The 12,226-nt window shown below is 75.6% G+C and carries 12 protein-coding genes and 1 riboswitch; of the genes, 4 read left to right on the forward strand and 8 right to left on the reverse strand.

Annotation, left to right across the window (positions count from 1 at the left end):
• Positions 1-7: 7 nt before the first annotated feature.
• From FHX36_RS07075 to FHX36_RS07085, 3 genes are read left to right on the forward strand one after another with little or no spacing between them, the layout of a single operon-like run.
• A complete protein-coding gene (locus FHX36_RS07075; protein ID WP_110554313.1) occupies positions 8-787 on the forward strand; it encodes an alpha/beta hydrolase in 780 nt (259 codons plus the stop codon).
• Entirely contained in the window at positions 784-1,473 is a 690-nt protein-coding gene (locus tag FHX36_RS07080) for a hypothetical protein (protein ID WP_183513639.1), read from the forward strand. Before FHX36_RS07075 ends, FHX36_RS07080 begins: the two co-directional genes overlap by 4 nt.
• Before the next feature lie 18 nt (positions 1,474-1,491).
• Positions 1,492-2,730, forward strand: coding sequence for an ornithine cyclodeaminase, nickel-pincer nucleotide-dependent (locus FHX36_RS07085; protein ID WP_258372953.1), 1,239 nt, complete (start codon positions 1,492-1,494; stop codon positions 2,728-2,730).
• A 4-nt stretch (positions 2,731-2,734) separates the two neighbouring features.
• Here FHX36_RS07085 and FHX36_RS07090 read toward each other — a convergent pair whose 3' ends face one another.
• From FHX36_RS07090 to FHX36_RS07105, 4 genes are read right to left on the reverse strand one after another with little or no spacing between them, the layout of a single operon-like run.
• The gene (locus FHX36_RS07090) at positions 2,735-3,727 is read right to left on the reverse strand and encodes an ROK family protein (protein ID WP_110553518.1); all 993 of its coding nucleotides are present in this window, start codon (positions 3,725-3,727) and stop codon (positions 2,735-2,737) included.
• On the reverse strand, positions 3,724-4,143 hold the full coding sequence (locus FHX36_RS07095; RefSeq protein ID WP_110553520.1) for a hypothetical protein: 420 nt from the start codon (positions 4,141-4,143) through the stop codon (positions 3,724-3,726). Before FHX36_RS07095 ends, FHX36_RS07090 begins: the two co-directional genes overlap by 4 nt.
• Positions 4,140-5,288 carry an ArsA family ATPase gene (locus FHX36_RS07100; RefSeq protein ID WP_110553522.1) on the reverse strand — a complete coding sequence of 383 codons (1,149 nt, stop codon included), beginning with the start codon at positions 5,286-5,288 and terminating at the stop codon, positions 4,140-4,142. Before FHX36_RS07100 ends, FHX36_RS07095 begins: the two co-directional genes overlap by 4 nt.
• 1 nt (position 5,289) lies before the next feature.
• Entirely contained in the window at positions 5,290-5,721 is a 432-nt protein-coding gene (locus tag FHX36_RS07105) for an SRPBCC family protein (protein WP_110553523.1), read from the reverse strand.
• A gap of 181 nt (positions 5,722-5,902) precedes the next feature.
• On the opposite strand from FHX36_RS07105, the gene FHX36_RS07110 reads away from it, so the two are divergent.
• Positions 5,903-7,753 carry an AMP-dependent synthetase/ligase gene (locus FHX36_RS07110; RefSeq protein WP_181428883.1) on the forward strand — a complete coding sequence of 617 codons (1,851 nt, stop codon included), beginning with the start codon at positions 5,903-5,905 and terminating at the stop codon, positions 7,751-7,753.
• Here the strand turns inward: FHX36_RS07110 and FHX36_RS07115 are convergent.
• From FHX36_RS07115 to FHX36_RS07130, 4 genes are all read right to left on the reverse strand, one after another.
• Positions 7,750-8,871, reverse strand: coding sequence for a glycosyltransferase family 4 protein (locus tag FHX36_RS07115; RefSeq protein ID WP_183513641.1), 1,122 nt, complete (start codon positions 8,869-8,871; stop codon positions 7,750-7,752). The two genes, FHX36_RS07110 and FHX36_RS07115, sit on opposite strands and share 4 nt — an antisense overlap.
• Positions 8,868-10,166, reverse strand: a complete 1,299-nt coding sequence (locus FHX36_RS07120; RefSeq protein ID WP_110553856.1) for a M48 family metallopeptidase — start codon at positions 10,164-10,166, stop codon at positions 8,868-8,870. The genes FHX36_RS07115 and FHX36_RS07120 overlap by 4 nt, the downstream gene beginning before the upstream one ends.
• 96 nt (positions 10,167-10,262) lie before the next feature.
• Positions 10,263-11,354: a C40 family peptidase gene (locus FHX36_RS07125; protein ID WP_110553855.1), complete on the reverse strand. Its 1,092-nt coding sequence runs from the start codon at positions 11,352-11,354 to the stop codon at positions 10,263-10,265.
• Positions 11,355-11,373: 19 nt separating this feature from the next.
• Positions 11,374-11,562: riboswitch (cyclic di-AMP (ydaO/yuaA leader) on the reverse strand.
• Between the two features lie 130 nt (positions 11,563-11,692).
• Entirely contained in the window at positions 11,693-12,091 is a 399-nt protein-coding gene (locus FHX36_RS07130; protein WP_110553854.1) for a hypothetical protein, read from the reverse strand.
• Between the last annotated feature and the right edge of the window lie 135 nt (positions 12,092-12,226).

Here is a 12,226-nt window from a genome sequence, read left to right on the forward strand (position 1 = left end):
AGGACCGATGTCGCAGGCCGCACCGGTGCTGCCCGGCGCCGAGCCGTTCGACCTGCCCGGTGGCCCGGTCGGCGTGCTGCTGTGCCACGGCTTCACCAGCACGCCGCAGAGCATGCGCGGCTGGGGCGAGCACCTGGCCGCCGCCGGGTTCACCGTCCGCTGCCCGCTGCTGCCCGGGCACGGCACCCGCTGGCAGGACGCGAACGCCAGCACCGAGGACGACTGGTACGCCGAGCTGTCGGCCGCGCTCGACGACCTGACCTCGCGCTGCACCACGGTCGTCGTCGCCGGGCTGTCGATGGGCGGCACCCTGGCGCTGCGGCTGGCGCAGCGGCGCCCGGACGACGTCGCGGCCCTGGTGCTGGTGAACCCCTCGCTGCTCACCGAGCGCCGGGACGCCAAGCTGCTGTCGGTGATCGCCCGGATCACCCCGGTCTGGCCGCCGATCGCCAGCGACATCAAGAAGGCCGGCTCCACCGAGCTGGCCTACCCGCGACTGCCCACCCGGGCGGCGGTGGCGGTGCGCCGGCTGTGGGCCGCCGTCCGCGCCGACCTGGGCACCGTCCGGGCGCCGCTGCTGGTCTTCCGCAGCGTCACCGACCACGTCGTCGAACCGGCCTCGACCCGGCTGCTGCTGGCCGAGGTGGGCAGCACCGACGTCACCGAGGTGCTGCTGCACGACAGCTTCCACGTGGCCACCCTGGACAACGACGCCCCGGCGCTGTTCGCCCGCTCGGTCGCGTGGATCCGGGAGCGGGTCCCGGCCGCCGCACCGGAGTCGGCGTGACCCTCCCCCGCCGCGGGCGCGGCCGGCGGGACAACGGCCTGGACGCCGCGCTGTGGTCCCCGGTCCGCGACGTCGACCCGCGGGTCGGCGAGCACCTGCTGGACCTGCTGGAGGCCGCGGGCATCGCCGCCTACCTCGAGCCCTCCACCGACACCGACGCCTACACCCGCACGGTGTCGCTGCCGAGCCCGCCGTCGGACCGGCTCTACGTCGACCGGGCCCGGCGGCTGGAGGCCGACGCGCTCGTCGACCAGCACGCCGACGCCCACCCCGCTCCCCCGTCGCCGGCCGCGCCCCGGGGCGAGCGCTCCGACGCCGACGCCGACGCCGAGTTCGCCCGGATCGTCGCCGCCTTCGAGGCCGAGCACGGCCGCACGGTGGTCTCCGAGGAGCCGCGGGACGACCCGCCACCGCCCCCCGCCGAGCCCTCGGTGCTCGACGCGCCGGAGGAGCACTACGAGCCCCCACCGCCCCCGCCGCTGCCGGTGCTCGCCCCCGCCACGGTCTACGCGCTGCTGCTGCTGGTCGTCGGGGTGCTGCTGGTCTTCCGGCCCGGCACGGTGGGCCTCACCTCCGACGTCGGGCTGGTGCTCGGGGTCGCCTCGGTGGCCGGTGCGGTGTTCGTGCTGGTGTCCCGGATGCGCGAGCGCTCGATCGACGACGGCGACGACGGCGCGGTCGTCTAGCCCGATACGGTGCGCGGTGTGAGCTCCCCCACGCGCACGCACTCGACCACCGTCACGCTGACCGGGCACCTGATGGACACCGGGATCCTCGCCCGGGTCCTCGACGACGTCCTGGAGTACGGCGGCGACTACCGGATCGAGAGCCTGGACCTCGGCCGGCAGCACGAGGACGAGTCGCGGGCGCTGGTCGAGGTGAGCGCCGCCGACGGCGAGCTGCTCGAGCGGATCCTGATGCGCGTCCAGGTGCACGGCGCGAACGCGGTCGACCCGGGGACGGCGACCACCCGGCCCGCCCCGGCCGACGGCGTCTTCCCCGAGGACTTCTACTCCACGACCAACCTGGAGACCCTGGTCCGGCTGGACCGGGAGTGGCTGCGGGTCGAGCGCCCCGAGATGGACTGCGGGTTGGTCGTGTCCGGCGAGGGCACCGTGCGCACCGTGCCGGTCAGCGACGTGCGGGCCGGCGACGCGGTGGTCTGCGGCGCGCACGGTGTACGGGTCGAGCTGCCGCCGCAGGCTCCGCGCGGCGAGGAGGACGACTTCGGGTTCATGTCCTCGTCGGTGTCCAGCGAGAAGCCGCAGGCGCTGCTCGTCCGGCAGATCGCCGAGCGGATGCGCGAGGTGAAGGCGGCCGGCCAGCGGGTGCTGTGGGTCGGCGGCCCGGCGGTGGTGCACACCGGGGCGGCACCGGCGATGGTGCGGCTGGTGCAGGCCGGCTACGTCGACGTGCTGTTCGCCGGCAACGCGCTGGCCACCCACGACATCGAGTCCTCGCTGTTCGGCACCTCGCTCGGCGTCGACCTGGCCAAGGGCTCGGGCGTGCCGCACGGGCACGAGCACCACATCCGGGCGATCAACACCATCCGGGCGGCGGGGTCGATCGCCGCGGCGGTGGGGTCCGGCGTCCTCACCGGCGGCGTGATGCACGCGATGGTGCAGGCCGAGAAGCCGTTCGTGCTGGTCGGCTCGGTGCGCGACGACGGGCCGCTGCCCGACGTCATCACCGACGTGATCGATGGTCAGCGGGCGATGCGGGCCGAGCTGCACGACGTCGGCTTCGCGATCATGGTGGCCACGATGCTGCACTCGATCGCCACCGGGAACCTGCTGCCGGCGTCCATCCCGCTGGTCTGCGTGGACATCAACCCGGCCACGGTGACCAAGCTGGCCGACCGGGGCAGCGCCCAGGCGATGGGCATCGTCACCGACATCGGCCTGTTCCTCGAGCAGCTGGCCCGCGAGCTCGCCCCGGAGTGAGCGATCAGGCGGTGCCCTCCGCGACGGCCTGGCGGACCAGGTCGGCGGCGCCGACCAGCCCGGCCTGCGCGCTCAGCTCCGCGCCGACCACCCGCGGGCCGGGGCGGAAGCCGCGGCCGGGCAGCGCCCGCTCCAGCCGGTCGCGCGCCGGCGCGAGGATCGTCTCCCCGAGCACGCTGACGCCACCGCCGATCACGACGACGTCGGGGTCCAGGATCGCGGCCATGTCGGCGATGCCCTGACCCAGCCAGGTGCCGACCTCGCACAGCAGCTCGATCGCCAGCGGGTCGCCGTCGGCGGCGGCGGTCGCGACGACCTCCCCGGTGATCCGGGCGGCGTCGCCCCCGACCCGGTCGAGCAGGTCGGCGGCGGCCGCCGGTGAGTGGTCGGCGACCTCGCGGGCGGTGTGCCCGAGCGCGTTGCCGCTGGCGTACTGCTCCCAGCAACCGCGGTTGCCGCAGGCGCAGAGCCGGCCGTCGGGCACCACGCGCATGTGCCCCCACTCGCCGGCCACCCCGTGCGCGCCGCGCTGCAGCCGGCCGTCGATGACGATGCCGCCACCGATGCCGGTGCCCAGGGTGATCATCAGCATCAGGCTGCTGCCGCGGGCCGCGCCGTAGCGGTACTCCGCCCAGGCGGCGGCGTCGGCGTCGTTGCCCACCCACAGCGGTCGCTGCAGCCGGTCGGCGAGCTCCTTGCGCAGCGGCTGGTTGCGCCAGGCCAGGTGCGGGCTGAACAGCACGGTGTCGCCGGTGCGGTCGAACCAGCCGGCCGCACCGACACCGACCCCGACGAGCTCCCCGCCGTGCCGCTCGGCCAGCTCGTCGACGACGGCGGCGATCGCGTCCTCGGTGGCGCTGACCGACTTGCCGGGGGTGGCCCGGCGGGCGGTGTCCAGGATGCTGCCGTCGGGGGCGACGACCCCGCCGGCGACCTTGGTGCCGCCGATGTCGATGCCGATGGCGGGCAGCTGGGTGACGTCCACGGGGGCGGTCACGCGACGTCGATCCGCTGGACGGCGGGGGCGGGGGCCGGGTGGGGCACGGTCTCCTCCGGAGGGGTGCTCGGCTCGGGTGCGGGGGCGCCGGTGCCGGCGTCGCTGCCGTCCGGGGTGGTGCGCGTCGTGGTGCCCGCGGTGGTCCGCAGGGCGTCGGCGGCGCCGGCCAGCACGTCGGCCAGCGCCTCCAGCAGGTCGGGCCGCCGGCCGCGCAGCGCGGCGAGGCCGGCGCACAGCGGGCAGGAACGGCACTCCGCGGCCTGCTCGCCGGCCTGCTCGCCGGCCTGCTCGGCCGGGGCGGGCCGGGCGGCGCCGAGCAGCCCGCCCAGGGCGTCGGTCAGCCCGGGGTGCTCGGTGGCCAGCCCCGCGGCGAACCGCCGGGCCTGCTCGACCCAGTCGGGTCCGGGGGCGGTCACGCCCGGCTCCCCTGCGCCTCGAGGAGACCGGCCGGCCACTGCTCGGGGTCGGGGGTGAACCGCACCTCCAGCGTCGCCGCCGCGGTGCCGGGCGAGGTCAGCGCGCCGCCGGAGACCGTGCAGCGGCGCAGCAGGGCGTCCAGCGGCAGCGAGCGGCGCACCCCGGCGGCGGTCAGCACCAGGTCGTCCTCCCAGCGGGTCAGCTCGACCTGCCCGGTGCCGGCGAAGGGCAGCGGGACGTCGAGGACCCAGCCGCCGTCGACCCGGCGAGAGCCCGCACCGGCGGGTGCCTGCGCGGCGACGTCGGGGACGGCGGCGTCCAGCGCCGCCAGCTCGGCGACCGAGGACGGCGCGGCGGCGGCCTCGGCCACCTCCCGGACCGGGCCGGCGACGTCCTGCAGCCGGCGCAGCGCGTCGGCCTGGACGGCGGCGCGGCGGGCCCACCACTCCCCCGGGCCGTCGGGCAGCACCCGGGACACGGTCACCGAGGCGATCCGCTGGCCGAGCACCCCGAGCGCGGTGGCGCACTCCTCGAGCCGGTCGGCGGCGTCGGCCTCGGGGCGCGCCACCAGGTGCACGGCGGTGCGGGCCGGGTCGGCCAGCGGCGCGTCCTCCAGCAGCTGCTCCACCCCGGCCGCGCCGGCGAGCAGGCCCGCGGCCACCCCGGGCCGCCCGGGTGTCGCGGCGGCCCGCAGCGTGGCGAGCACCCGCAGCCGGGTGGGCGCCACCTGGGCCAGCCACCAGCGCAGCGCACCCGGCAGGGCCAGCAGGGCGGTGGCGGTCGGCGTCGGGCCGGCGTCCAGCACCACGACGTCGACGTCACCGGACCGGGCGTGCCCGGCCAGCGCGGCGAGCACGGCGAACTCGGCGACGCCGGGCACCGGGACGACGGAGGCGGCCGGCGGGACGGTGAGCACCGGCACCGCGGCGGACAGCGCCTCCGCGTGCCGGGCCCACAGCTGCTCGAGCGCGGGCTGGGCGGTGACGACGTCGACCCGCACGGCCTCGGGCAGGCCGGGGGTGGCCGGCGGCCGGGTGGTGAGCAGGACGCAGCGCGAGCCGGCGGCGGTCAGCCCGAGCGCGGTGGCCGCGGCCACCGTGGAGCTGCCGGCGCCGCCCGGCCCGGTGACGAGGAGGGTCTGCACCTCAGGCCTCGACGCGCTTCTTGAGCTCCTTGAGCGCGGTGTCGAGGATGACCTTCTCCGCCTTGCGCTTGATGAGCCCGAGCATCGGGATCGACAGGTCGATGGTGATCGAGTAGGTGACCGTGGTGGAGCCGCCGGACTCGACGAGCACGTAGGAGCCGTCCTGGCGCTTCTGCATCTGGCCCTGCACCAGGGTCCAGTCGACCCGGCGGTCGCCGTCCCAGGTGTAGGCCAGGACGTAGTCGTCCTTGACCGCACCGGCGTCCAGGACGAAGTGCACCCGGCTGGCCCGCCCGTCCGGGCCGGTCTCCAGCACCTCCACCTGCTTGGCGGCCGACACCCACGTGGGGTAGGCGGGGAAGTCGGCGATGACGGCCATGACCTGGGCCGCGGGGGCATCGACGACGATCGACTGGGTGGACTGGTCCGCCATGGGCCGCAGGGTAGTCGCTCGGCCCCTCCCACCTGGCCGGTCTCCACGACCGGCTGCCCCGGCCGGGTGGGCGTTCGGCTACTGCCCGGTACGCGGTGCGGGATAGATTGATCGAACCGACCCCACGTCCGGGGCCCGGGGGCGACGGCGCCTTCGACCGGGCGGGGCAGAGAGGACCGGCGTGCGCGAGCTGAGCGTTCCCCCCACCGCCACCGTGGGGCCCGACGACGCCCTGACGGACATGGTCGCCCGCAACGCGGCGGAGCACCCGCACGACGTCGGGCTGCGGATCCAGCGCGGCGGCACCTGGGAGGACGTCACCTACTCGGCGTTCGCCACCCAGGTGGCCGGCGTCGCCAAGGGCCTGGTGGCCGGTGGCGTCCAGCCCGGCGACCGGGTCGGGCTGCTGGCCAAGACCCGCTACGAGTGGACCGTCCTGGACTTCGCGATCTGGACCGCCGGCGCCGTCGTCGTCCCGATCTACGAGACCTCCAGCGCCGACCAGATCGCCTGGATCCTCTCCGACTCCGGCGCCCGGGCGCTGGTCGTGGAGAACGCCGAGCACGCCGCAGCGGTCGACTCCGTGCGCGACGGGGCGCCCGAGCTCGGGCCGGTCTGGGTGATCGACGACGGCGGGCTGGACACCCTCACCGCCGCCGGCGCCGACGTGCCCGACAGCGAGCTGGCCGCCCGCCGGGCCACGCTGACCTCCGCCAGCCTCGCGACGCTGATCTACACCAGCGGGACGACGGGGCGGCCCAAGGGCTGCGAGCTCACCCACGCCAACTTCCTGTTCGAGATCCGCAACGGCATGAGCCTGCTCGGCGACTACCTCGACGAGAAGGGCTCGCTGCTGCTGTTCATCCCGCTGGCGCACGTGCTGGCCCGGGTGCTGCAGGTCGGGGCGATCAACACCCGCACCGTCATCGGGCACACCCCCGACGTCAAGGACCTGGTCGGCGACCTCGGCCGCTTCCAGCCGTCGTTCGTGCTGGCCGTGCCGCGGGTGTTCGAGAAGGTCTACAACAGCGCCAAGGCCACCGCCGACGAGGGCGGGAAGGGCAGGATCTTCGACCGCGCCGCCCAGGTCGCCGTCGACTGGTCGAAGGCCCAGGACACCGGTGGCCCCGGGCTGCTGCTGCGGGCCCAGCACGCGCTGTTCGACAAGCTCGTCTACAGCAAGCTGCGCGCCGCCCTCGGTGGCCGCTGCCGCGCCGCGATCTCCGGCGGTGCGCCGCTCGGCGAGCGGCTCGGCCACTTCTTCCGCGGCATGGGCGTCACCGTCTTCGAGGGCTACGGCCTCACCGAGACCACCGCGGCCGCCGCCGTCAACCACGACGCCGCGCTCCGGATCGGCACGGTCGGCCGTCCGCTGCCCGGCGTCGACGCGGCCATCGCCGACGACGGCGAGGTGCTGCTGCGCGGCGGGATCGTGATGCGCGGCTACTGGAGGAACGAGCAGGCCACCCGGGAGGCCATCGACGCCGACGGCTGGTTCCACACCGGCGACATCGGCGAGCTCGACACCCAGGGCTTCCTGAAGATCACCGGCCGCAAGAAGGAGATCCTGGTGACCGCCGGGGGCAAGAACGTCGCCCCCGCGGTGCTCGAGGACCGGCTGCGGGCGCACAAGCTGATCAGCCAGTGCATCGTCGTCGGCGACCAGCGGCCCTACATCGCCGCGCTGATCACCCTGGACGCCGAGGCCCTGCCGGCCTGGCTGAAGAGCAGGGGCAAGCCGGAGTCGACGACCGCGGCGGAGCTGCGCGAGGACGCCGAGCTGCTCGCCGAGCTCGACGCCGCCGTGGCCGAGGCCAACAAGGCGGTCTCGCACGCCGAGGCGATCAAAAAGTTCCGGGTGCTGGCCGACGACTTCACCGAGGACAACGGCACGCTCACGCCGAGCCTGAAGCTCAAGCGGGCCGTGGTCATGAAGGAGTTCGGCGACGAGGTGGAGGCCCTGTACCAGAAGGACCCTGCTGCCCCCCGCCCCTCGCAGGCTCGCGGCGGGACCCTGCAGCAGGGCCGTTAGGGGCTCAACACCTGGGCGAAGGTCCCGGCGATCGTCGTCCAGGACCAGCGCTGCTCGACCCAGGCCCGGCCCGCGGCCCCCATCGCGCGGGCCCGGGCCGGGTCGTCGAGGAGGTCGGCCAGCACCGCGGCGACGGCGGCCGGTGACCGCGGGTCGACCACGTGCCCGGTGACGCCCTCCTGGACCGTCTCGGGCGCGCCGCCCGAGGTGCCGGCGACCACCGGCAGCCCGCACGCGGCCGCCTCCAGGAACACCATCCCCAGGCCCTCGACGTCCAGCCCGCCGCGGCGGGTGCGGCAGGGCATCGCGAAGACGTCGCCGGCGGCGTAGTGCGCGGGCAGGTCCTCGGACGGCACGCCACCGGTCAGGACGACGGAGTGGCCGAGCCCCTGCGACTCCACCGTCCGGCGCAGCGAGCCCTCCAGCGGTCCCCCGCCGACCAGCAGCAGCCGGGCGCGCGGGTGGCGGGCCAGCACCTGCGACCAGCCACGCACCAGCGTGTCCTGCCCCTTGCGCGGCACCAGCCGGGAGACGCAGACGACGACCGGGGCGTCGTCCAGCCCGTACCGCTCCCGGACCGCGGTGCCGTCGGCGTCCGGGGTGAACCGGTCGACGTCCACGCCCGGCGAGAGCTGGACGAGCTCCGTGCGGCCGCCGAGCGCCGGCGCCAGCCGGCCGTGGGTGTACCGGCTGATGTAGGTCAGCACGTCCAGCCCGCCGGCGATCCGCTGCAGCAGCTGGCGCGCGGCGGGCAGCGCCACCCAGCCGGTCTCGTGCCCGTGCGTGGCCCCGACCAGCCGCTCCACCCCGGCCCGGCGCAGGCCCGGGGCGAGCAGCCCCAGCGGTGCGGCGGCCCCGAAGAACACCGTGCGGCACTCGTGCTCGCGGGCCAGCCGGGCAGCGGTGCGGGCGGCGCCCGGCGTGGGCAGCAGCATGCCGGTGGGCGCCCGCACGACCTCATAGGGCAGCGCGGCGTCGTGCTCGGCGCTGCCGGGGTGGTCGGAGGCGAGCACGACCAGCGACCCCGGCGGGCGGGTGGCGAGCAGCGCGGCCACGAAGGTCTGGATGCCGCCCTGCCGGGGCGGGAAGTCGTTGGTGACGACGAGCGTGCGGCTCATCCGCCGTCGACCCGGACCCAGTCCGCGGCGAAGGCCACCCGCTGCGGCACCGTGGGGTGCGAGCCGAACACCCACTGCCAGAGGGCCGGCGGGTCGGGGTCGGAGAGGTTCGCGGTCCCCAGCTGCTCCTGCACGGCGACGAACGACCCCGGGTCGCGGGTGAGCTCCAGGGCGTGCAGGTCGGCGCGCGCCTCGATGTGCCGGGAGACCAGGTTCTGCACCGGGGTGGACAGCAGGGTGCCCAGCGCGAGCAGGAAGAGCAGCAACCCGATCACCTGCCCGTCGCCGGGGCCGCTGGCACCGCTCCGCCGCAGCAGCGGGGTCGAGCCCAGCAGCCAACCCAGCAGCGCGGTGCCCGCACCGGCGCCCAGGGCACCGATCAGCGTGCCGGTGAGGACGTCGTCGGCGGAGACGTGCCCGAGCTCGTGGGCGACGATCGACTCGACCTCGGCGTCGGAGAGCTGGTCGAGGACCGTGTCGTAGACGACGATCCGCCGGGTCGAGCCGAACCCGGAGACGTAGGCGTTCAGGGCCGTCGTGCGCCGCGAGGCGTCGGCCACCAGGACGTCCTGCACGGGGGTGCCGCTGCGCTCGGCCAGCGCGAACAGCTCGGTGCGCAGCTCGCCGGCGGGCATCGACTCGAAGCGGTTGAAGGCCGGCTCGATCACCAGCGGGTAGAGGAACGACCCGATGACCACCAGCGCGGCGGCCGCGCCGCCCGCCCAGGCCCACCAGGTGCGCGGGGCACGCCGGGCCAGCGCCACCAGCCCGAGCATGCCCAGCGCGGTGAGCCCGGCGTTGATGCCGGTGGAGGTGGCGACGTCGCGGGCCCACAGTCCCCAGCCGCGGGTGGACAGCCCGAACCGGTGCCGCACCACCTCGGCGTAGGCGGCCAGCGGCAGGGTGACCAGCCGGCCGACGACCAGGACGGCGATCCCGCCCAGCAGCACCTGCCAGCCCCACCCACCGCCCAGCGGCCGGGCGACCGCACGCGCGGTGGCGGCCCCGGCGCGGGTGAGCCCGAAGACCGCGGAGACCACCAGCCCGAGCACCAGCGAGGTCAGCGACGCCGGGCGCAGCTGGGAGACGAAGTCCTCGGCCCGGGCGATCTGCTCCGGGGTGAAGGCCTGCGCCGGGTCGACCGGGGTGCGGCCGCCGGGCGGGGTGGGCAGCAGGTCCCACGGGGTGACGACGGCGATGACGACGGCCAGCGCCAGCCCGAGCAGCACGGCCACCAGCAGGGCGGGGCGGCGAGCGGTGGGCCGGGCGGGCGCCGACGGGTGCGCCGTGCTCACCCGTGCCGGCTCAGCTGGGTCGGGGTGCGCACGCTGGGGAGCTTAGGGAGCCTCCCTGTGCCCCGCCGCACCACCGCTGGGGTGGCGGGACGCGGGTCAGCCGACCAGCCGGCGGGCGCTGACGTAGCCGGACATGTCGACGCTGGTGACCAGCACCGGGCTGCCGAACGTGGAGGCGTGCACCATCTGGCCGTTGCCGATGTAGATGCCCACGTGGCTGACCGGGCTGTAGAAGAAGACCAGGTCGCCGGGCTGCAGGTCGGCTCGGGCGACCGCTGTGCCCATCCGGGACTGCGCCAGGCTGGAGTGCGGCAGCGAGATGCCGGCGGCGGCGTAGGCGTACTGGGTCAGCCCGGAGCAGTCGAACGCGTCCGGTCCGCCGGCACCCCACACGTAGGGGTCACCGCGCTGGGCCATCGCGGTGTCGATGACCACCTGCGCGGCATCGCTCGAGGCGCTGACCGCCACCGCCGGGGCCTCCAGCACCGGGCCGGCGTGCTCCTCGACGACCTCCTCCTGCTGGACGACGCTGAGGGCCTGGAACTGCTGCTGGTAGTCGGCGATGTCGGCGGTCAGGGCGTCCTGCCGGGCGGTGACGTCGGCCAGCGTCTGCTGCGCGGCAGCGGCCGCGGCGTCGGCGTCGGCCTTGGCCTGCTCGGCGGCCTGGGCGGCGGCGGTGACCTCGGCCAGCACGTCGTTGGTGTGCCCGGCGATCGCGTCGAGCGTGGTGACCTGGGCGAGGAACTCGTCGGCCGAGCCGCTGGACATCAGGGCGTTGAACCGGGAGAGGTTCTCCCCGGTGAAGGCGCTGCGGGCGATCTGCCGCATCTGGGCGTCCAGCGCGGCGAGCTGGGCCTGCGCGCCGGCCACCGCCTGGCCGGCCGCGTCGGCGGCGGCCTGCTGCTGGGCCAGCGTCTCGCGGGCGTCGTTGAGCTGCTCGGTGACGACCTCGAGGTCGTGGGTGGCGGTGGCCACCAGTCGCGTCGCCTCGTCGGCCGTGCCCGCCTGTGTCGCGTCACCCGGCGCGGCGGAGGCGCTGCCGGGGAGGACGGTGAAGGCCAGGCTGGCGGCCGTGCCGAGGAGCAGGCCGGTGCCGAGTCGACCGAGGGCCCGGCGGGGGCCGGCCGGACGGGCGTCGGACTCGGACGCGCGCAGGGCACGCCGGGGGCAGGGCTGAGGACTCGCCACGGTTCGGCGGGGCTCCGTTTCTTCCAGTCGAACCGCCTACCGGGTTAGCTGACGGGTTCGGGCGTGGAAGCAAGCGCCCTATCTCTGCGCGCCGTCGTCGGCGCGTGCGCCCCGGTCTCCCGGAGCGCGCGAGAACTCACCCCAGTGCTGCGGTGGGTCCCCGGTCCACCCGGCCGGAGGAGGCCTGGCGGTTCGGCGGTGTCCGATCGAGGTCACCCTCAGTGGTGACGACCTCTCGTTCGGACACGACGAACTTAAGTCCGTGACCGGATCGAGATGAAGCCCTGTCAAACCCCCGAGTACGGGTCAGACCTGACAAATCACACCTGTGGAATTTGTCAGCTCACGTGGCGATCTCCCGGCGTGGACGCATCCTGATGACGCAACGGCGGGACCAGGCCGAAGTCTGCCAAAGCCTGCACCGCGCGACGCTCGACCTCGTCGAGCTCGACGACCGACCAGGCGTCCGCGGCGCTGGTGTCAACGCGACGGACGTCACGGGCACCGGCGGCACGGCCGGGCGCGCCACCGGCTGCCTGCGCAGCGTGGTGGTCATGGCCGGTGGCCGGGTCCCCGGCGCGGCGCTCAGGAGCGCGCCCCACGGCCGGGCGACGGGTGAGCGGCACGACGGTCGGGTCGCTCCCGCGCCAGCCCGGCGGGGCGCCCAGCAGCACGGTCACGACGCAGTCGTCGCAGCCCTGACCGCGGACGGTGCAGGTGTCGCAGTCGATGAGCACGGCGGCTCTCCTTCTCTCGTTCGTCCGACACCGAGGACGCTAGGAGCAGCCACCGACAGTTCCGCTCGACCGCCCGGCGGGGACACCGCCGGTCCCCCGGCCGGCCGGTGCGGCGTGGTGACCGGGCACCGCCGG

This window comes from Modestobacter versicolor, from assembly GCF_014195485.1.
Classification (GTDB): domain Bacteria; phylum Actinomycetota; class Actinomycetes; order Mycobacteriales; family Geodermatophilaceae; genus Modestobacter; species Modestobacter versicolor.

Bases quoted from the DNA above. Each gene is read 5' to 3' on its own strand.
- FHX36_RS07075 (WP_110554313.1), top strand. From the start codon at position 8: ATGTCGCAGGCCGCACCGGTGCTGCCCGGCGCCGAGCCGTTCGACCTG.
- FHX36_RS07105 (WP_110553523.1), bottom strand. From the start codon at position 5,721: ATGGCGGACCAGTCCACCCAGTCGATCGTCGTCGATGCCCCCGCGGCC.
- FHX36_RS07115 (WP_183513641.1), bottom strand. From the start codon at position 8,871: ATGAGCCGCACGCTCGTCGTCACCAACGACTTCCCGCCCCGGCAGGGC.